Genomic DNA, 19,551 nt, shown 5'->3' on the forward strand with positions numbered 1-19,551 from the left:
TAATCTCAATGGTTCATTCTATACACCCAAGAACTATTCAAGAGGTTAAGGAAAAGGCAGATATTGTTGACGTTATATCTGAACATATTGTTCTTAAGAAGAAAGGCAAGGAATTTGTAGGGATTTGTCCTTTTCATGATGATACTAAGCCATCTATGACAGTATCTCCAAGTAAACAATTCTATTATTGTTTTTCCTGTGGTGCTGGTGGAAACTCTATTAAATTTTTAATGGAATTTACTCGTGCAAATTTTTCTGATGTTGTGCTTTCTCTTGCTAAGAAAAATAATATTAATGTTGAAAATCTTGAGGGCCCCCAAGTAGAAGCTTACAAAAAACAATTATCTAGAAAGGAGGAGCTTTATAAAATATTAAGATTAACTAAAAATTGGTTTAAGTCTCAATTAAATAATTCTCTAGGTGTTGAAGCCATGAGATATTTATCATCCAAAAGAAACTTGAGTAATAAAATTATTGATGACTTTGAATTGGGTTTTGCCCCAAATTCATGGAATGATTTATTTAATTATCTATCCAAGGTAGAAAAATTTCCTATTAATCAAATATTGGCTTCAGGTCTAGCAATTTCTAAAGATAATTCTGATAAGATATATGACCGTTTTAGAAATAGATTAATCGTTCCAATACATGATATGCAGGGACGAGTAGTTGCCTTTGGTGGGAGATCTCTTGATGGACAGGAACCCAAATATCTTAATTCTCCTGAATCAGAGATATTTGAAAAAGGCAAAATGTTATTTGCATTTGAAAAAGCATCAAGCAATATAAGAAAAAGAGATAAAGCTATTATTGTTGAAGGATATTTTGATGTAATTTCTCTTCATTCAAAAGGTATTGCTAATTCTGTAGCTTCCCTAGGTACCGCATTAAATAAGTATCAAATCTCCCAACTATGTAGATGTACAGATAATAAAAATATAATATTGAATTTTGATTCTGATAATGCGGGAATATTAGCTACAAAAAGAGTAATAAAAGAAGTCGAAAGCTTATCTCTCCATGATCAAATTAATCTAAAGATACTTCAACTTAATGATTTTAAAGATCCTGACGAATTTTTGAATAGTCATACTCGAGAAGATTATTTTAACTTAATTGATAATTCATCCTTTTGGATTGATTGGGAGATTGATCAGATTTTTAAAGATAAAGATTTAACTAAGTCTGAAAATTTCCAGAGTGTTATTTCTTTATTGGTGAAATTGTTGAGTAAATTACCTCAATCATCAACTAGAACACATTACTTACAAAAAGTTTCCGAACGATTGAGTAAGGGGCAAGCAAGGTTAGCGATACAGTTTGAACAAGATTTACGAAATCAAGTTAAGGGATTTCGTTGGCATGGTAGATCAAAAAAATTCGAACAACCAAATGAAATTTCTCGGCGTGAAAAAAATGAATCTGAAATAATTTTTTATTATTTGCATTGTCCGGATCTTCGGCTTTTTATTCGTGATGAATTTCTGAAACGAGAAATTAATGGTTTTAATACAAAATTTATTCAAAATTTATGGGAAACTATCTCAAAAATTGAACAAAATAATTTGGGTTTAAATTATTTAAATGAATTAAAACAATCAAATAGTCAAATTACTCTAAAAGAGTTTTCTGCCCTTAACCTAATATCTCTTCTGCCTGACTACTTAGCTCTTAATAATCCTGATTCATCAAACAAAATTAATAATTTTGTTAACCCAAATGAATTATTTTTAACATTGCTTAGTAATCCTAAAGATAATTTGCTTGGAACTTTATCACTTCTTGAGAAATATAATTCTTTAAAAAGATGTAGACACTTGATCGAATCTTGGGGATCTCAAAGATTAAAAACTTTAGAGAATTGTATATCTATATTGATTGATAATCCCTCTTCAGGTTTATCAGACAATAATAATCAAGAGATAGATGATCTTTTTAAGGATTTAAACTCAGATGCTATTAAATTTCAGGAATTATATTACTTAGAAAGACAGCATATAAATTTTTTAGATAAACAACGCTGCGGAGATTTTATTGCTAGTTAACATGTTTTATTTAAATTTATAGGCAGTATTTTTTTATCATATTTTTTACCTTTTTAGGCTTGTCTTCAAGAATATAAGCTTCTACTTCTTTTGCATAAGTTCCAGAAAAATTGGAAGTAGAGAACTCTAATGATTTCCTCTTACTTTGATGTAATTTACCTTCTAAATTTTTTATATCACCTACGGTCTTATTGTTGTTACATTTTTGAATAGCATGAGTAGCTTCATGTCTTAATGCTTTTCTTATTGCCAATTCTGTTTTGAAGTTATCTTTTTTTGGTAGTTTCTTTTCATTTCTATAATTTGTTTTTCTTTTTGCATTTTCAGTACATATTATTATTTTATTTTCTACAAAATTATGTAGTCCTTTTATTTCTTTATTTAAGAGACATTCAATTTTATTTTCTTCAACTATGTAGTTTGCTTTTATTAATAATTCAAGAATCTCTTTATCTAATTTGCTTAAAAATATAATAAATTCCATGTTTTTTTATTTTACTATAGTTGGGATCTGGTCTATATCAGTTGTAGATGAGCGACTTAAGAAATTCTTATTCATCGTCCAACTTTTTGGTTTTTTTGTAATCGCCCATGTAATTGCATTGTTATTAAATCTTTTATTTAATAGATCAATAGTTCTCATTAGATTTGCTGATTTTTTCAGGTCTTTCTGAGATTTGTAATTGATAACTGATTGCTGTAAATATTCGCTATTGGTTAAATCCTGCATTAAAACACCAGCTTTTGAAAATTTATATTCGGGATTATAAATTTCTTTAGATAATTCAACTACTATTTTTAAAATGCTGTTTGTGTCGTCTGTTGCATTTGCAAGTTTTCTATGAACGCTTCTTTGATAATTTTGGCTTGAATATTTACTGGTTCTGGCAAATACTCTAATATCAGATGATTGCAAATTCTGACTTCTCATTTTTTCAGATGCTTTTATTGCGTGAGTCGCCAGTGCTTGAGTTAAGTCTTCTAATTTTGTGACAGGAGTACCGAAACTCCTGCTTACCTGAATTTCTTTTTTTGATTTCTTGTTTTTTTCTATAGGTAGACATCTATAACCTTTCAGTTCTAATTGCAATCTTTTTCCTACTATGCCTAATTTCTTAATGATTTCATTTTCTTCCATATCTCTTAATTCTTTTGCATTTTTAATACCTTTACTTTGCAACCAATTAGAGGTTTGTTTCCCGACTCCCCATATCTTATCTACGCTAATTCTTTTTAAATAATTATTCTCATTTCTGGTCCTAGCTAAATCAAATATTCCAGCTGAATAATCAATATTTTTGGCTAATTTATTAGCAATTTTTGCTCTTACTTTATTTTCTCCTATTCCTACTGTTATGGTAATCCCTAGATTCTGATATATTAATGATCTTATGTTTCTTGCCCAAGGATATAGATTTTTATCATTAGGTCTAGAAATTGAGACAAATGCTTCGTCTATAGAATAAATTTCTATTTGTTCGCAGTAGTTTTTTAGTAAATTCATTAGTCTTCTGCTCATATCGCCGTAAAGCGAGTAGTTTGAGCTTAAGACTGCTACATCTAAGTTATTTAATTTTTCTTTGACCTTAAAATAAGGAGTTCCCATTTTAATTTTTAAAGCTCGAGCTTCAGGACTTCTCGCAATGATACATCCGTCATTATTAGATAAAATTACTACTGGTTTATTTCTCAAATGAGGATTAATATTTTGTTCACATGACGCATAAAAATTATTAGCATCTATGAGAGCTATAGCATCAATACTTGAAATTCTCATAAATAGCTATGTATTGAATAAATAACAACTCCCCATATCTGTACATCAATATGGTTTTTAAATCTAAAATCAGGATAATTATGATTTTCTGCTTTTAAATATAATTCACCATTTTTTATAGATAATCTTTTTATTGTAAATTCCCCGTCTATCATTGCAATGATAATATTCCCTGGCTTGGCCATTAAACTCTTGTCTACTATTATTAAATCTTTATCTTTAATTCCTGCATTTATCATTGAGTCACCTTTAACTCTAAGGAAAAAAGTGCTAAATGGATTAGATATTAAATGTTCATTTAAATCAATATTTTCTTCTGTATAGTCGTCTGCGGGAGAAGGAAATCCTGCAGATACCGAATCATTTAATAAGGGGATTTTAAACTTTTTACTAGTTGAATCAAAGGAATCCAAGACTTAAATTAATAGTATATATGTACTATATAATAAAAAATCAAAAAATAGTTAGTTGTTAAAGTTTTATAGATTAATTTTAGATTAAATCTAATTTTTTTAAGAACGATGGTAAGGGGAGTTGTTAGATATAGAAACAGCTCTATAGATTTGCTCAATTAGGATTAATCTGGCTAGTTCATGAGGAAAAGTTAAAGGAGAAAGACTTAGTATAAGATCTGAATTATTTTTTATATCTGAACTAATTCCATCAGTATCACCGATTAAGAAATTAATTTTTTTATTTTTAAAATTTAAAAGTAAAGAACATAGTTCAACTGAATTAAACTGCTTTCCTTCTTCGCTTAGGCAGATAATAATATTGTTATTGGATCTAAGATTATTAAAATTAAAAGCCTTTAACTCTGTAATGATAAGTTCAGGCATTCTTTTTTTGTATTGACTAATTCCATCTCTAATCCAAAGTTTCTTTATTTTGCCAATAGCATAAATCGTTAATCTGTTACTCTGAAGCATAAGTAAATATTAAAAATAATTATTCATCAAGAAGATAATTAAATTCATCATATAGTTCCTCTTCTGTTGTTAATTTCTTAGAAAAATTAGCTTTTCTAGAATTCATATTAATTTGATTAAGCTCACTTTTTCTTAGTGAATTATTGACGTTAGAAGTCTCTTCTAAAGATTCTGAATTATCAATTAATGAATAAAAAATTTTATTGGGATCTTCTGAATTAAGTGGATTGGTGATTAAATTATCATTTTTAGTTATTTGTGTGTAATTACTTATATTATTACTTTCGTTATTTAAATTTTTATTTTTTATCAATTTATTGAGTTTATCTAAATTTTTTTTTGATAAGCTCATGATATAAAGTATTAAATAAATTCATATTTAATTTAAACATATTATTTATCTTTTAGATGAATTCTAAAAACTATCATCAAAAAAAAAGATTTGGACAACACTGGTTGGTAAATAAAAAAATATTAGAAAAAATTAAAGAAATTGCTGATCTTAACGAAAATGACTTTATTTTAGAAATTGGTCCAGGTAAAGGAGCTTTAACATCTAAGTTATTAGATTCTGAAATTAAAAAATTACATGCGATTGAATTAGATAAAGATTTAATAAATTTATTAAATGATAAATTCAATAATAATGATAAGTTTTCACTTCAGCAGGGAGATATTCTTTCTGTAAATTTAGATTCGATTAATAAGAAGATTACAAAAGTGATTGCAAATATTCCTTACAATATAACTGGCCCAATATTGGATATTTTCATAGGAAGATTGGGCGTTATAAGAAACTATAATTACACAAAAATAATTTTTTTAATGCAGAAAGATGTTGTAGATAGGATTTTATCAAAAGAAGGTACTTCCAATACTGGTGCGCTTAGTATAAGAATGCAACTCTTATCAAAAATAAAAAAAATTTGCGATGTACCGCCTTCATCATTTAGTCCCCCACCAAAAGTTTTTTCTTCTTTAGTAGTTTTCGAACCAATTAAAAATGATTTAAGATTGGAATTAAGTTTAGAAAAATATATAGATAAACTTCTTCGAATTTCATTTAATTCAAGAAGAAAAATGCTTAAAAATACTTTTAATTCAATATTTTCAAATGAAGAGATAAATGAATTATCTGAATGTTCAAAAGTTTGTTTTAATTTAAGACCACAAGATATTTCAATTGAACAATGGATTAAGCTTGCAGAAAATTGTATTAAAATTAAAAAATAAAAAATTAAGTATATGCAAGATTCAGCTAAAAAGAAAATTGTTATAAAATCTCCTGCCAAAATAAATTTGCACCTTGAAGTTATTGGTAAAAGAGAGGATGGATTCCATGAGTTAGCGATGATAATGCAAAATATTGATCTTTCTGATTATTTGGAATTTCAAATAAATAATGAAAGTTTAATTAAACTTGAATCTGATTGTAATGATTTAAGCTTATCTAGTGATAACTTAATTATTAAATCGGCAAATCTATTAAGGAAACAATCAAATATAGATTTCGGTGCGAATATATTTTTAAGAAAAAATATTCCAATTGGTGCAGGATTAGCTGGAGGATCCAGTAATGCAGCAGCAACATTAATTGGTCTTAATAAGTTATGGAGTTTGAATTTAGATCAAGAAACATTATGTTCATTAGCATCAACTTTAGGATCTGATATTCCCTTTTTTATAAAAGGTGGTGTTCAATTATGTTTTGGAAGAGGCGAAATTTTGGAGGAATTAGATTCAAACTTTGAATATGGAGTAATTCTTTTAAAAAATCCAAATGTATCAGTATCTACTGCTGAAACTTATAAAAAATATAGTAATAAATTTTGTGATCAATTTCTTACTAATAGAGTAATGATTGAGAACATAAGAAAAAATTTAAGAGATAATGGTTTAAAAAACTTAAATTTTGATAATCAACATTTAACTATAAAAAATGATTTGCAATTAGTTGTTGAGAATGATAATGATTCTGTAAAACAGGCATTATATTTACTTTCTAAATTAGAGAATTGTCTGACATTTTCAATGAGTGGATCAGGTCCTACTTGCTTTGCACTCTTTAAAGATGTAAATACTGCTAAAAAAGAATTAGCGACAAATTATAAATTATTTAAAGATAAAGGTTATGATTCATGGGTTTGCTCTTTCCTTGAAAAGGGAATATCATTCATTTAAATTTTTTTTATACAAATTATTATTGTGGCTGAAAATAATAGTGAGAATATTGAAAAAAATGTTCCCGAAAAAGGACCATTAAATTTTATTCTTGGATCATTAACTAGTTTTTTATTATTTATATTTTTTTATTTTTTAAGTAATAAAATTGCAATTTATTTTTCAATACATAAACCATCTAATTCTTCTGAAATAGTCCAAAATATTTCTTCTAGTATCAATACCTTAATAATTGGATTATCTTTTTTGCTAACTTTTTCTTTTGCTTTTATAGGTATTGGACTTTTTATTGTATTTATTCGCAGTTTTTTTCTGAAGAAAAGTTGAATTGCCAATATTATAAAAAAAACACTTTCTTTGAATGTCTTTACATGACCTAGGACTTTTAATACTTTTGCTTTCACCAGGAATGATTTTGTCAATATTACTACTGATAACCTTTGCTGAAGGAGGATAAATTAATCTAAGTGGTAGGATTATATATGAGATTAATTAGGTAATTAATTGTGGCTGGAACATTATTATTTAATGCTTTGAAAGAGGCAATTGATGAAGAAATGGCAAATGATGTAAATGTTTGCGTTATGGGAGAAGATGTTGGTCAATATGGAGGATCTTATAAGGTAACTAAGGATTTATATGAAAAATATGGAGAGTTAAGAGTCTTAGATACTCCAATTGCAGAGAATAGTTTTACGGGTATGGCTGTCGGTGCAGCAATGACTGGGTTAAGACCAATAGTTGAAGGAATGAATATGGGTTTTTTGCTTTTAGCTTTTAATCAGATATCAAATAATATGGGTATGCTTAGGTATACAAGTGGTGGAAATTATAAGATACCAGCAGTAGTTCGAGGGCCTGGAGGAGTTGGTCGTCAACTTGGAGCTGAACATAGTCAAAGACTTGAAGCATATTTTCATGCAGTTCCTGGTATAAAGATTGTTGCATGCAGTACACCTACAAATGCTAAAGGTTTAATGAAAGCAGCTATAAGAGATGATAATCCTGTTCTATTTTTCGAACATGTTCTTCTTTACAACTTGTCTGAAGAATTACCTGAGGGTGATTATACTTGTGCTTTAGATCAGGCTGACCTTGTAAAAGAAGGTAAAGATATTACTTTATTGACTTATTCAAGAATGAGACATCACTGCTTTAAAGCTGTTGAAGAATTAGAAAAAAAAGGAATAGATGTTGAGTTAATTGATTTAATAAGTTTAAAACCATTTGATATGGAAACCATCTCAAAATCAATAAGAAAAACAAATAAAGTAATTATTGTTGAAGAATGTATGAAGACTGGAGGTATTGGTGCAGAATTAATTGCCTTGATAACAGAAGAGTGTTTCGATGAACTTGATGCCCGACCAATTAGATTATCTAGTCAGGATATTCCAACTCCGTATAATGGAAATCTTGAGAATTTGACAATAATACAACCACATCAAATAGTTGAAAAAGTTGAAGAATTAATTGGTGGGAGTATATAGGCAATGAAAAGAAGGCAAGGTTGGCTTTTCTTTATTATTTTTCTACTTACTTTATCTGTTTATCTATTAATCAATTATCCCTTACAGTTGGGATTGGATTTACGAGGGGGGTCTCAACTTACACTACAAATTATTAAAGAGGAAGGTAAGGTAACAAGGGATGAACTTGAAGCAGTTAATTCGGTTATAGATAAACGAGTTAATAATTTAGGGGTTTCCGAGTCTAACTTGCAAACCCTAGGTGGTGATCAATTGATTTTAGAATTACCTGGTGAACAAAATCCATATGCTGCTTCAAGGGTTTTAGGTAAGACTGCTTTATTAGAATTTAGAACCCAAAAAGAAGGAACATCTACAGATTTAAAAACCCTGCAACTAACTAGATTGAGAATTAAAGAATTTATTGAACAATATTCTTCTGCAGAAAAAAGTCAATATGATGATAATTTCTTACAAATTATTCAAGATGATCTTAAAAAGATAGAGCAAGAATTAAATTACTCATCTACTAGTAATGATTTAAATGGGAAGTTAATTGAAATTAAAAAGTATGTTGATAAAGAAATTACAAATTTATTTAATAAAACAGATTTATCTGGTAAGGATCTTATTAACGCAGGAAGGAGACAAGAACAAACAAATAGTAATTGGGAAGTTTTATTAACTTTTAGTAATTCAGGAGGTGAAAAGTTTGCAGAAATTACAAAGTCAATTGCTGGCACTAATCAACTATTGGCCATCATTCTAGATGGCGAATCAATAAGTGAAGCCAGTGTTGGTAATCAGTTTGCTAATACAGGGATTACAGGTGGATCAGCAACAATAAGCGGTAATTTTAGTGCTGAAAATGCCAGAGAATTAGAAGTTCAACTTAAAGGAGGTTCTTTGCCATTGCCAATTGAAATAGTAGAAACTAACACTATAGGGGCTCTGTTGGGATCCAATAATATTTTAAAAAGTCTTTATGCAGCTATTAGCGGATTAATATTTGTTGGTATATTTATGATTTTTAATTATAGAGTTTTAGGTTTTGTTTCAGTTCTTTCTTTAGTACTTTATGGTTTTTTTAACTTAGCCCTATATTCTTTAATTCCTGTAACTTTGACTTTACCTGGAATATCTGGGCTTATACTTAGCATTGGCATGGCTGTTGATGCAAATATTCTAATATTTGAGAGAATTAGAGAAGAATTATATGATGGTAATACTCTTACGAGATCTATTGATAGCGGTTTTCAAAGAGCTAATTCATCCATAATTGATGGCCATATTACAACTCTTCTAAGTTGTTTTGTATTGTTTTTATTAGGAACAAATTTTGTTAAAGGTTTTGCGGCAACATTAGGTATTGGAGTCTTAATAAGCTTGTTTACCTCATTAAATTGTTCTAAAACTATTTTGCGATTTTTTATAACATATCAATCTTTAAGACAAAAAAATCTCTATCTTCCAAGGAATAATTTTTCAAATTAAATTTTTTATTTACAATTTTCCCATGAAATACAATCTTGAACTAATAAAAAATAAAAGAAAGATAATAGGTTTTTCAACTGTTCTTATTTTGTTGAGTATTTTAGGAATTTTATATTCTACTTTTAATACTTCTTATAAAAAACCTATAAATTTAGGGATGGATTTTATTGGAGGAAATGAACTAAGAATAGAGAGAGTTTGTGAAGAAGAATGTTCTAATTTTTCCCCAGATTCAGTTTTAGAAAAGTTAAGAGAGATCTCTAAAAATAAAAACGTTTTAAATAATATTAAATTGCAATTCCAAAATAATAATAAATTAATTTCAATAAGAACCCCTTATTTGAGTATAGAAGAATCAAATAATCTTATTAATAATCTTGATAATATTATTGGGCCTCTTAATTACGAGAGTAAGGATTCAAGATTAATAGGTCCAAAGCTTGGGAAAAGATTACTTACTAATTGTGTTACTTCATTGTTAGTTTCTTTATTTGCAATATCTTTATATATAACAATTAGATTTGATAAAAAATATGCATTATTTGCACTATTAGCTTTATTCCATGATTTAGTAATTGTTTTCGGTTTATTCTCCTGGTTGGGAATTATATTATCTGTCGAGGTAAATAGTTTATTTGCTGTTTCCTTATTAACTATAGCTGGTTATTCTGTAAATGATACTGTTGTTATTTTTGATAGAATTAGAGAGAATTTAAAATCAAATAAAGAAGGCTATAACGAAACTATTCAATTATCAGTAAACGAATCATTTAGGAGAACAACGTTTACAAGTATTACAACCCTTATCCCTTTATTAAGCATAATTTTATTTGGATCTTACTCGCTATTTTGGTTTTCTTTGGCCTTATCATTAGGAATTATAGTAGGAAGTTATTCAAGTATTTTATTGGCACCATCTTTCTTGCTTAAGGACTGAACTTAAGCTTCTAATTTCATGAAATTGAATTACTATTTGATAATTTTATTTTCTTTGGTTTTTATAGATCTTTCTACTGAGCTAAGAATATTATTTGATCATTTTACTTTTAATTCACTATATTTTGCTATCGGTAAACATCCCTTAGCTTTCTTTATACTTTTTTCCTATCCATATTTATATAAAAAATTAATTAAGTAGTTTTTAAATATCTTTAAATGATTCTTTGATTAAAACCTGTATTACTACAGCTAATGGAAGAGATAGTATTAAGCCTAATGGACCAAAAATGAAGGTAAATCCAAATTGTGATATTAATGTCAAACCAGGAAGTAAGTTTGTTTTTTTCTTCATTATAGATGGCATTATTATGTAGCTTTCAATATTTTGAATGATTACATATGCTCCTAAAACAGCCATTGGCTTCCAAAAATTATCTAATAGTGCAATTGAAATTGGAAATATACCACTAATAACTGGACCTATATTTGGAATTATATTAAGAACCATTGCTATTAAAGCATTTGAGACAACATATTTAACATCCAATATAGACAAAACTATTAGTGATAATAGACCTACTGATAATGAGCTTATGACCATAGAAAAGGTCCAATTTGCTAATGCAATATTGCATTTTTCCAGAATATTTCTAAATTTGTTGCGATAATTTTTTGGAATTAATAGAAGTATATTTTCTTTATATTGTTTTGGTTCAATAGAAATCATCAAACTCACTGCTAATACAAATATTAATTTCAAAAGACCAGAACCCAGATTTCCCGCTATATTTATTAAATTCTTAAAACTTTCTTGAATAGCTTTTGCAATAGTTGAGGCATCTGGAATTGTAACTACATTATTTATAAGACTGAATATGTCTATAACATTTTCTGATTGTTCGCCATAAAATAGGCTATTAAATTTGTTCAGATTTGTATTAATCAAAATATTTATTTTTGATAAACCATTTGGAATATCAACTAAAATTTCATTAAATTCTTTTATAAATGGAGGCAATACAAGAATAAAAATAGTAAATACAATTACTGATATAACAGTTAAGACAAGAAATAAAGACAGCGATCGGGGAATTTTCAACCCCTTTTGCATTTGATTACATAAATTACATACAATATTTGAAATTACTAGAGAACAAATTATTAACAGGAGAAAATCTCTTAAAGTCCATATTATTAATGAAGAGATTAAAATTACTACTAACTTGAAATATGATGAACTACTCAATTTTCAAAATATTCTACTTCTTCTCAGAATATCCTAATCCATTTGATTTGGCATAACTATTTGCAAATCTCATAAATCTATCAAAGTCTGATGTGTTCTTCCAAATATAAACTGCTTCTAAAAATATGGGTTCTCCATCAACAAACTTGACTTTAACTTCCCTAGTTAGTATTTCCCCCTCGGAATCAATCATACGCATACCTGTGATTTCACCTTCTGTAATTGAAGATAATGCCTGAGGTTTTTCGAACAAAAATAATGCTTGGCCCGTAGTACCATCTTTACTCCTAGTCAGTCTTATTTCAGGCACTACTGGTTCATTAGTTCCTTCATAAAATTGTATTTTTGCAGTTTTATTTGCTGTCATAATATTCATTTATTAATTTTTTATCTTAGGAAATATTTTTCACATTCGTTTGTAATTATTTTATAAAACATTATTTATTAACTCTAGAATGCTTTCATCATATTTTTTGTCAGTTAAATCTAATAACTTAATATTTGTTTTGCCAACCTTTTCAAATTCATAACACTTATCGTAATAATCTAGAACTGATCTGCAAACTAAGTCCCATTTCTCATTGTTAATTGATTCAAGAGCTATTTTTGTTCTTTGCGGTCCTAATCTTTTTTTTATCCTTAATACAGATTCTTTGAGTTCCTCTTTCTTAAAAATACTATAAGTATTTATCAACTCATCTAACCTGTTAGATTTGCTCCTTAAAATTTCAATTCTTCTTGAATTTTTCATCTGATTGAAGAATTCATGAGGAATTTTGCATTTACCTATATTTGCACTTTCAGCTTCTACAAAAATATTATTAGAACATTTAAAAGTATTTAATTTTTCTGCTATTGTATTTTCAAATTGTTCATTTGAAGGTTGTTCTTTCATTCCTAAACCTCCAAATGTACTGCCTCTATGACAAGCAAATGCTTCAAGATCAATAGTTTGATATTTATATTTCTCTAGTAATGATAATAATCTTGTCTTCCCTGTTCCTGTTTTTCCGCCTATAACTACTATATTCAATTTTTTTGAGAAACTATCTAATACCCATCTTCTATATATTTTGTATCCTCCATCAAGTGTAACAGGATTTAATTTAAATTTTTCTAATAACCATGCAATACTTTGTGAACGCATTCCTCCTCTAGAGCAATATATTCTGATAAGAGATTCATTATTTTTATTAGGAATAGTTTTATAAGAATCAATACTTATAAATAAATTATCAAGAAGTAATTCCATTTTTTTTTCAAAAAATTTTAATCCTTTTATGACTGCTTTTTTTCTTCCTTCTTTTTTATAAATCGTGCCAATTATAGATCTCTCATCATTATCAAATAGTGGAATGTTAATAGAATTAGGCAGGTGTCCTTTATAATATTCACTCGGGCTCCTAACATCTATAAGTGGTCCTTTAAAACTTCTAAATTTCTCTAGTTGTTTTCTTTTGAAATACATGGATAGTTTTTATTTTTTTAGATTGATTTTTTAAAATGAATAACAAAGAACAAGATAACTGTAATAATGCTACATTAGATCTGATAAAAAAATTTGTAGATTCCAATCAAAGAAAAAGAATAAATACATTAAATCAAATAGAATTTGAAGTCGAAAATATTTTTAATATTGGCCCTTCACTATTTGATATCTTTGATAGGGATGGAGATGACTGGGCTGCTGGTTGGATATTGCAAGTTTTAAAAAAATTTAAGCCTGAATTCTTTGAAAACTCTCAATTTAATAATTGGTTTAATACATATTCAGATATTGATATTAATTATGAAGATTTGCAATTGATGTTGGTTGAGCAAGCATTTGAAGAGGCAGATAGATTAACAAGTTCCTATTTACGAAGATTGGCTGGAAAATTAGCTGAAAAACGTGGATATGTTTTCTATAGTGAAGTTAAGGATATGTCAGGTAAAGATCTAGAAACAATAGATAGGTTATGGACTATTTATTCTACTGGTAGATTTGGATTCTCAATTCAGGCAAAGATATTAAAATCAGTAGGAAAAAAATATGAGTTAATGTGGCCGAAAATAGGTTGGAAAAAAGAGGGCTTATGGACTAGATATCCTGGAGCTTTTTGCTGGTCATTGGATGCTCCTGATGGACATATGCCTTTAATAAATCAACTAAGAGGAGTAAGACTTATGGACTCTATTCTACGGCACCCTGCTATTGCAGAGAGACATAATAATATTCTTTAAATTCTGGTATTTAATAAGTTAAAATTAAGACAGTATCAAAATATTATTATGTCCTTATTCCGGGGCAAAAATAATTTAAAAAAATTTTTTAAAAGACCAAAGATTAACTGGTCAAATTATGAATTCGAATCATCATTACAGTTGAATGAATTTGTCGATCAATTATTAGAACCAATTAAAAATTCTCAATCATGCTATCTTATAAAACTTGGTTTACATGAAGCTCTAGTTAACGCAGTAAAACATGGAAATAAATTAGATCCTAAAAAAAATATTAGAGTAAGAAGAATAATTACTCCTAATTGGTGTGTTTGGCAAATTCAAGATCAAGGTAATGGTTTAGAAATAAAAAAAAGAGACTACAAATTACCAAAAAAAGTAAGTAGTGTAAATGGCCGTGGCCTATATATTATTAACGAATGTTTTGATGATATTAGATGGAGTACTAAAGGTAATAGACTTCAGTTGGCTTTAAAAAGATGATTTTTACTAGGACAAGGTTTATCTACGTTAATTTCTTTTAACCATTTAATACTTTCTTCTATATACTCAATTGTTTCTTTCTCATTACAAGAAATAATTAAATGGCATAATCCCGCCGAAATTAGTTCTGCAGATCGTTTATATTTATTTCCTTTATCTTTATGCCATTTAGAATGATCAATCTTTAATTTGTCATTAAGACTTTGGACTAGCTGAATAGTATCTTTATCCCAATAGGTCATAGAAGTTTTTATTTATTTTATAGCAGACCATACTTTGGTCATAAAAAAGGAATTTGATTTTACATCTTTAAACCCTACTTCCTCTATTTTAGAATCTATATCCTCTTTTATGTAATCACAATAAAAGGGCTCATGAAAAGATTTATAGAAGTTTTCCATTACGGATGTAAAGTCAGGTGAATCACTTATTTGAATTGAATCAGCTAATACTAATATCCCCCCAGGTTCAAGAACTCTAAAAAATTCATTTAATACTTTAGATCTAATTGTTCTAGGTAATTCATGAAATAAGTAAACACAAGAAATGCATTGAAAACTATCATTTTCAAAAGGTAATTCTTCAGCATTACCTTTTATTAACTCAATTAAATCCCCATCTAAATCTGAAATAAATCTACTTGCCTCTTTTAAGTATGAATCAGATAAATCAATTCCTGTAATTTTTTCTTTAGGAAATGCGGCTCTTAGTTGTTTTAATGTTCTTCCTGATCCTGTAGCCACATCAAGTATTTTTATGGAACTTTTTTTTCTATCGCTAAAAATTTCAAGTCCTTCTTTTATTGGCTTAATTATTCTTCTCCTCATTGAGTCAGCACTTCCATTGAAAAGTATCTCTACTTGTAGGTCATAAATGCTAGCTGAAAAATCTGATAAATAACCATCTGTTTGATGATGAAAATTTCTCAAGTAATATTGAGGATAATTATCTTTATCAATTGATTTTGGAAGATCATCAAAGTTTTGTTTTCTGCGTCTATCCCATGTATTAGGCATATCGAGCCAAATTTTAGGATATTGAGTTATATATCTAAGCCATGGTTCGTCAAACAATAATTTTTTTGGATATATATTTTTTTCTGCATCATTCCAATCTTCTTCTCTTAAGATATCCATTGAATTTTGGATTTGCATTAGAAGATCTCTATCTATATCAAAATTTTCAAGCTTTGAATCGGGAAGAATAAAATTCATTAATCTTGAACTGATCTGCTTGTGAGCGAAACCTGCAATGCTTTTACTTTGTTGTAGCGTTTTATATGCAATTTTTGAAATTGATTCCCTAGCCATTTTTCAATTTATATATCTATATTCCAACAAAAAAAAAATCAATTTGAGAATATTTTGTGATATTTCTCAAATTGAATAATTTAAACTAATGTGTTCTTTTAATTATGCATCGTAATACATGAAGAATTCATGGGGATGAGGCCTTTGTCTTAGTTGTTGTACCTCTTCGTATTTTATATCGATAAAGTTATCAATAAAATCTTCAGTAAATACTCCACCAGCTAATAGATAATCCTTATCTGCCTTTAGCGCATTAAGTGAGTCATTTAGAGATGAAGGTACTGTATCAATTTTTGCAAGTTCATCAGCTGGAAGTTCAAATAAATCTACATCTACTCCATCACCAGGATCAATTTGATTTTTAATTCCATCAATACCAGCAAGCATCATTACAGAGAATGCTAAGTAAGGATTTGCAAGTGCGTCACCTGATCTGAATTCTAATCTTTTAGCTTTAGGGCTTGGACCTGTTAAAGGAATTCTTACCGCAGCTGATCTATTACCCTCAGAATAAACTAGATTCACAGGTGCTTCGAATCCTGGAACCAATCGTTTATAACTATTAGTAGTTGGGTTAGTAAATGCTAAGAATGATGGAGCATGTTTAAGTATGCCTCCGATGTACCATCTTGCTGTTTGAGATAAATTTGCATATGATCCTTCACCAAAGAATAGTGGCTGTCCACTCTTCCATAAACTTTGATGAACATGCATTCCTGTTCCGTTGTCGTTAAAAACAGGTTTGGGCATAAATGTTGCTGTTTTTCCATATTTTTTTGCAACATTTCTGACAACGTATTTATAAGTCATAACGTTATCAGCAGCATTTATTAACGAATCAAATTTCATTCCTAGCTCGTGTTGGCCGGCACCAGCAACTTCATGGTGATGTTTTTCTGTGGGGATACCTAATTCACCCATAAGAAGAAGCATCTCAGATCTGATATCTTGCGCAGTATCATTTGGAGCTACCGGAAAATATCCTTCTTTATATTGTATTTTGTATCCTAAGTTTCCCCCTTCTTCAATTCTCCCTGTATTCCATGGGGCTTCAATAGTATCTACACTATAAAAGCAACCTCCTTCTTTAGAGTCATATCTAACATCATCAAATAAAAAGAATTCTGGTTCTGGCCCAAAAAATGCAGTATCGGCTATACCAGTCGAGTCTAAATATTTTAATGCCTTTTGAGCTAGAGCTCTTGGACACCTATCATAAGGTTCTCCGCTTCTTGGCTCTTGAATAGAGCAAATCATACTTAGAGTTTTGTGTTTATAAAAAGGATCTATCCAAGCTGTACTTGCATCGGGCACCATTGACATATCCGAGGCATTAATTGCTTTCCAACCTCTTATTGATGAGCCATCAAATGCCAAACCTTCTGTAAAAGAATCCTCCTCTATCATGTCTGATGTAAGAGTTAAATGTTGCCATTTTCCATGAATATCAGTGAATTTTAAATCGATGAGTTCAATTCCTTCGTCTTTAATTTGACTTAAAACATCTTGAGGAGATTTAGACATAATTTTTTAATACCTTCTATGAAATTAATAACTTGATGATTCTTGTTATGTATCAACGGTAACTTTTTTTAAGACTTGATGTCTTCTTTTAGTGTTTCAAGTCATAAGTTTAATAATTGTTTACTTAAATATTTAAATTGAATGAATTTCTTTAAATAAATATCGCTTATGTGGAGATATTAGTTTAATTTAAAAGTAATTGAATGTAATGCTTTGACAGAAGCAAAACTTATTTCGGCTTTAAATGAAGAGAATTTATCTCATTTCTCAAAGACTTATGTTCCCTCTAGACTTTTATTAGGTCCTGGTCCTTCAAACGCGCATCCAGAAGTCTTAAGCGCTCTTTCTTTGAATCCTATTGGTCACTTAGATGAAGCATATATTTCATTGATGTCTGATGTTCAACAACTTCTAAGATATACCTGGCAATGTAATAATCGTCTGACTCTTCCAATGAGTGGTACTGGTAGTGCAGCTATGGAAGCATCAATAGCTAATTTTATAGAGGAAGGAGAAAAAATTCTTATCGCTAAAAAAGGATATTTTGGAGACAGACTTGTTGATATGGCAACAAGATATAAAGCAGATGTATCTGTTATTGAAAAACCTTGGGGAGAATCCTTTTCTTATGAAGAAATCAAGTATGAAATAGAAACTAAAAAACCAGCAATTTTTGCTATTGTCCATGCTGAAACATCAAGTGGTGTTTTACAACCTCTTGATGGTATTGGGGATGTATGTAGAAAAAATAACTGCTTGTTTTTAGTTGATGCAGTTACTTCTCTTGGAGCTCTAGAACTATTGATTGACGAATGGAAAATTGATCTAGCATACAGTTGTAGTCAAAAGGGATTAAGTTGTCCTCCAGGATTGAGCCCTTTTACGATGAATAATAGAGCTGAAGAAAAACTAAGTTCAAGAAAAACAAAAGTACCTAACTGGTATTTAGATTTATCTCTATTAAATAAATATTGGGGTTCTGATCGCGTTTACCATCATACTGCCCCTGTAAATATGAATTTTGCTATTCGTGAAGGTTTACGATTAATTGCGAATGAGGGCTTAGAAAATGTTTGGAATAGACATAACACTAATGCAAAGAAACTGTGGAATGGGTTAGAAAGTCTTGGAATGGAATTACATGTATCAGAGGATTATAGATTGCCAACTTTAACCACAGTTAAAATACCTCCAGCAGTTGATGGAGATGGTTTTAGAAATCATCTTTTAAGAAACTTTGGAATAGAAATAGGAAATGGACTTGGAGAATTGTCTGGTAAGGTATGGCGCATAGGATTAATGGGTTTTAACTCAAGTGAGGAGAATGTTGATAGATTATTAAACCTATTTGATACTGAGTTAAAAAAATATTCTATTTTTGAGTCCTCAACTTTTTAAACCATAGCTGTAAAATTTGACTGCATTCGTCTTCTAAAATACCTCCTACAATTTCCATTTTGTGATGAGCACTTTCATGTTTTGATAGGTCGATTGAGCCTCCCAATCCACCTCTTTTCTTATCGTAAGCTCCGAAAATAACTTTACCCATCCGCGCTTGAATAAGAGCAGAGGAACACATAGTACATGGTTCTAGATTTGTGATAATCGTACATTCATTAAATCTCCAATCATTTTTTATTAGTGATGCCTGCCTAAGTGCCATTATCTCAGCATGACCTAATGGGTCTTTATTTATATTCCTCCTGTTAACCCCTCTCCCGATACATCTTCCTCTCTCATCTAAAATTATTGAACAGATTGGTAGCTCAACTTTTCCAATTTCTTTTGATCTTCTTAATATTGACTTCATCCACAAAGTGTAATTCGAATTATTTGTTTTTTTTTGTTGATCTTTATTACTATTTCCATTTTCAAAAATATATCTCATTTACAAATATTGAGAATAGAATTATTAATAGATATCTTATCTG

Annotated in this window: 22 protein-coding genes; 10 read left to right on the forward strand and 12 right to left on the reverse strand. The window is 29.0% G+C overall.

Annotated features, from left to right (window positions below; all coding sequences use genetic code 11):
• Window positions 1-8: 8 nt before the first annotated feature.
• The gene (gene dnaG / locus HA149_RS04450) at window positions 9-2,045 is read left to right on the forward strand and encodes a DNA primase (RefSeq protein WP_209113398.1); all 2,037 of its coding nucleotides are present in this window, start codon (window positions 9-11) and stop codon (window positions 2,043-2,045) included.
• A gap of 16 nt (window positions 2,046-2,061) precedes the next feature.
• On the opposite strand, the gene HA149_RS04455 is transcribed toward dnaG, so the two are convergent.
• From HA149_RS04455 to HA149_RS04475, 5 genes are all read right to left on the reverse strand, one after another.
• Entirely contained in the window at window positions 2,062-2,529 is a 468-nt protein-coding gene (locus HA149_RS04455; RefSeq protein WP_209113400.1) for a serine hydroxymethyltransferase, read from the reverse strand.
• A 6-nt stretch (window positions 2,530-2,535) separates the two neighbouring features.
• Entirely contained in the window at window positions 2,536-3,822 is a 1,287-nt protein-coding gene (locus tag HA149_RS04460; RefSeq protein ID WP_209113402.1) for a Y-family DNA polymerase, read from the reverse strand.
• Window positions 3,819-4,235, reverse strand: a complete 417-nt coding sequence (locus tag HA149_RS04465) for a LexA family protein (protein WP_209113404.1) — start codon at window positions 4,233-4,235, stop codon at window positions 3,819-3,821. The genes HA149_RS04460 and HA149_RS04465 overlap by 4 nt, the downstream gene beginning before the upstream one ends.
• A gap of 99 nt (window positions 4,236-4,334) precedes the next feature.
• Window positions 4,335-4,751, reverse strand: a complete 417-nt coding sequence (locus tag HA149_RS04470) for a 23S rRNA (pseudouridine(1915)-N(3))-methyltransferase RlmH (RefSeq protein WP_209113406.1) — start codon at window positions 4,749-4,751, stop codon at window positions 4,335-4,337.
• Window positions 4,752-4,770: 19 nt separating this feature from the next.
• On the reverse strand, window positions 4,771-5,103 hold the full coding sequence (locus HA149_RS04475) for a hypothetical protein (protein WP_209113408.1): 333 nt from the start codon (window positions 5,101-5,103) through the stop codon (window positions 4,771-4,773).
• Window positions 5,104-5,159: 56 nt separating this feature from the next.
• On the opposite strand from HA149_RS04475, the gene rsmA reads away from it, so the two are divergent.
• The 6 genes from rsmA to secF all read left to right on the forward strand — a co-directional run bounded on the left by rsmA (window position 5,160) and on the right by secF (window position 10,832).
• The gene (rsmA, locus tag HA149_RS04480) at window positions 5,160-5,984 is read left to right on the forward strand and encodes a 16S rRNA (adenine(1518)-N(6)/adenine(1519)-N(6))-dimethyltransferase RsmA (RefSeq protein WP_209113410.1); all 825 of its coding nucleotides are present in this window, start codon (window positions 5,160-5,162) and stop codon (window positions 5,982-5,984) included.
• A gap of 12 nt (window positions 5,985-5,996) precedes the next feature.
• Window positions 5,997-6,932: a 4-(cytidine 5'-diphospho)-2-C-methyl-D-erythritol kinase gene (ispE, locus tag HA149_RS04485; protein ID WP_209113412.1), complete on the forward strand. Its 936-nt coding sequence runs from the start codon at window positions 5,997-5,999 to the stop codon at window positions 6,930-6,932.
• Between the two features lie 24 nt (window positions 6,933-6,956).
• On the forward strand, window positions 6,957-7,259 hold the full coding sequence (locus tag HA149_RS04490; RefSeq protein ID WP_209113414.1) for a DUF3082 domain-containing protein: 303 nt from the start codon (window positions 6,957-6,959) through the stop codon (window positions 7,257-7,259).
• Window positions 7,260-7,438: 179 nt separating this feature from the next.
• Entirely contained in the window at window positions 7,439-8,422 is a 984-nt protein-coding gene (locus tag HA149_RS04495; RefSeq protein ID WP_209113416.1) for a pyruvate dehydrogenase complex E1 component subunit beta, read from the forward strand.
• 3 nt (window positions 8,423-8,425) lie between these two features.
• Window positions 8,426-9,895, forward strand: coding sequence for a protein translocase subunit SecD (gene secD / locus HA149_RS04500; protein WP_209113418.1), 1,470 nt, complete (start codon window positions 8,426-8,428; stop codon window positions 9,893-9,895).
• Between the two features lie 22 nt (window positions 9,896-9,917).
• Entirely contained in the window at window positions 9,918-10,832 is a 915-nt protein-coding gene (secF, locus tag HA149_RS04505; protein WP_209113420.1) for a protein translocase subunit SecF, read from the forward strand.
• Window positions 10,833-11,036: 204 nt separating this feature from the next.
• On the opposite strand, the gene HA149_RS04510 is transcribed toward secF, so the two are convergent.
• The 3 genes from HA149_RS04510 to mnmH are packed head-to-tail and all read right to left on the reverse strand — an operon-like array spanning window position 11,037 to window position 13,548.
• Entirely contained in the window at window positions 11,037-12,080 is a 1,044-nt protein-coding gene (locus HA149_RS04510) for an AI-2E family transporter (protein WP_209113422.1), read from the reverse strand.
• A gap of 13 nt (window positions 12,081-12,093) precedes the next feature.
• Window positions 12,094-12,447 (reverse strand): photosystem II reaction center protein Psb28, encoded by a 354-nt coding sequence (gene psb28, locus HA149_RS04515; RefSeq protein ID WP_209113424.1) that lies wholly within the window; start codon window positions 12,445-12,447, stop codon window positions 12,094-12,096.
• A 60-nt stretch (window positions 12,448-12,507) separates the two neighbouring features.
• Window positions 12,508-13,548: a tRNA 2-selenouridine(34) synthase MnmH gene (gene mnmH, locus HA149_RS04520; protein ID WP_209113426.1), complete on the reverse strand. Its 1,041-nt coding sequence runs from the start codon at window positions 13,546-13,548 to the stop codon at window positions 12,508-12,510.
• Window positions 13,549-13,583: 35 nt separating this feature from the next.
• Here mnmH and HA149_RS04525 point away from each other — a divergent pair, with 35 nt between their 5' ends.
• Both HA149_RS04525 and HA149_RS04530 read left to right on the forward strand, forming a co-directional pair.
• Complete coding sequence (locus tag HA149_RS04525; RefSeq protein ID WP_209113428.1) at window positions 13,584-14,303, forward strand: GUN4 domain-containing protein; 720 nt, start codon at window positions 13,584-13,586, stop codon at window positions 14,301-14,303.
• Between the two features lie 48 nt (window positions 14,304-14,351).
• Window positions 14,352-14,786, forward strand: coding sequence for an ATP-binding protein (locus HA149_RS04530; protein WP_209113431.1), 435 nt, complete (start codon window positions 14,352-14,354; stop codon window positions 14,784-14,786).
• On the opposite strand, the gene HA149_RS04535 is transcribed toward HA149_RS04530, so the two are convergent.
• From HA149_RS04535 to glnA, 3 genes are all read right to left on the reverse strand, one after another.
• Entirely contained in the window at window positions 14,765-15,028 is a 264-nt protein-coding gene (locus HA149_RS04535) for a DUF6439 family protein (RefSeq protein WP_209113433.1), read from the reverse strand. The two genes, HA149_RS04530 and HA149_RS04535, sit on opposite strands and share 22 nt — an antisense overlap.
• Window positions 15,029-15,040: 12 nt before the next feature.
• Window positions 15,041-16,096 carry a class I SAM-dependent methyltransferase gene (locus HA149_RS04540; RefSeq protein ID WP_209113435.1) on the reverse strand — a complete coding sequence of 352 codons (1,056 nt, stop codon included), beginning with the start codon at window positions 16,094-16,096 and terminating at the stop codon, window positions 15,041-15,043.
• 102 nt (window positions 16,097-16,198) lie between these two features.
• Window positions 16,199-17,620: a type I glutamate--ammonia ligase gene (gene glnA / locus HA149_RS04545; RefSeq protein WP_011818380.1), complete on the reverse strand. Its 1,422-nt coding sequence runs from the start codon at window positions 17,618-17,620 to the stop codon at window positions 16,199-16,201.
• Between the two features lie 213 nt (window positions 17,621-17,833).
• On the opposite strand from glnA, the gene HA149_RS04550 reads away from it, so the two are divergent.
• Window positions 17,834-19,018: a pyridoxal-phosphate-dependent aminotransferase family protein gene (locus HA149_RS04550; RefSeq protein ID WP_209113437.1), complete on the forward strand. Its 1,185-nt coding sequence runs from the start codon at window positions 17,834-17,836 to the stop codon at window positions 19,016-19,018.
• Here HA149_RS04550 and HA149_RS04555 read toward each other — a convergent pair.
• The gene (locus HA149_RS04555; RefSeq protein WP_209113439.1) at window positions 18,993-19,508 is read right to left on the reverse strand and encodes a nucleoside deaminase; all 516 of its coding nucleotides are present in this window, start codon (window positions 19,506-19,508) and stop codon (window positions 18,993-18,995) included. The two genes, HA149_RS04550 and HA149_RS04555, sit on opposite strands and share 26 nt — an antisense overlap.
• Window positions 19,509-19,551 lie beyond the last annotated feature (43 nt).

This window comes from Prochlorococcus marinus XMU1406, assembly GCF_017696055.1.
Lineage (GTDB): Bacteria > Cyanobacteriota > Cyanobacteriia > PCC-6307 > Cyanobiaceae > Prochlorococcus_A > Prochlorococcus_A marinus_W.

Bases quoted from the DNA above. Each gene is read 5' to 3' on its own strand.
- dnaG (WP_209113398.1), top strand. From the start codon at position 9: ATGGTTCATTCTATACACCCAAGAACTATTCAAGAGGTTAAGGAAAAG.
- HA149_RS04455 (WP_209113400.1), bottom strand. From the start codon at position 2,529: ATGGAATTTATTATATTTTTAAGCAAATTAGATAAAGAGATTCTTGAA.
- HA149_RS04460 (WP_209113402.1), bottom strand. From the start codon at position 3,822: ATGAGAATTTCAAGTATTGATGCTATAGCTCTCATAGATGCTAATAAT.
- HA149_RS04470 (WP_209113406.1), bottom strand. From the start codon at position 4,751: ATGCTTCAGAGTAACAGATTAACGATTTATGCTATTGGCAAAATAAAG.
- HA149_RS04475 (WP_209113408.1), bottom strand. From the start codon at position 5,103: ATGAGCTTATCAAAAAAAAATTTAGATAAACTCAATAAATTGATAAAA.
- rsmA (WP_209113410.1), top strand. From the start codon at position 5,160: ATGAATTCTAAAAACTATCATCAAAAAAAAAGATTTGGACAACACTGG.
- ispE (WP_209113412.1), top strand. From the start codon at position 5,997: ATGCAAGATTCAGCTAAAAAGAAAATTGTTATAAAATCTCCTGCCAAA.
- secD (WP_209113418.1), top strand. From the start codon at position 8,426: ATGAAAAGAAGGCAAGGTTGGCTTTTCTTTATTATTTTTCTACTTACT.
- secF (WP_209113420.1), top strand. From the start codon at position 9,918: ATGAAATACAATCTTGAACTAATAAAAAATAAAAGAAAGATAATAGGT.
- psb28 (WP_209113424.1), bottom strand. From the start codon at position 12,447: ATGACAGCAAATAAAACTGCAAAAATACAATTTTATGAAGGAACTAAT.
- mnmH (WP_209113426.1), bottom strand. From the start codon at position 13,548: ATGTATTTCAAAAGAAAACAACTAGAGAAATTTAGAAGTTTTAAAGGA.
- HA149_RS04525 (WP_209113428.1), top strand. From the start codon at position 13,584: ATGAATAACAAAGAACAAGATAACTGTAATAATGCTACATTAGATCTG.
- HA149_RS04530 (WP_209113431.1), top strand. From the start codon at position 14,352: ATGTCCTTATTCCGGGGCAAAAATAATTTAAAAAAATTTTTTAAAAGA.
- HA149_RS04535 (WP_209113433.1), bottom strand. From the start codon at position 15,028: ATGACCTATTGGGATAAAGATACTATTCAGCTAGTCCAAAGTCTTAAT.
- HA149_RS04540 (WP_209113435.1), bottom strand. From the start codon at position 16,096: ATGGCTAGGGAATCAATTTCAAAAATTGCATATAAAACGCTACAACAA.
- glnA (WP_011818380.1), bottom strand. From the start codon at position 17,620: ATGTCTAAATCTCCTCAAGATGTTTTAAGTCAAATTAAAGACGAAGGA.
- HA149_RS04555 (WP_209113439.1), bottom strand. From the start codon at position 19,508: ATGAGATATATTTTTGAAAATGGAAATAGTAATAAAGATCAACAAAAA.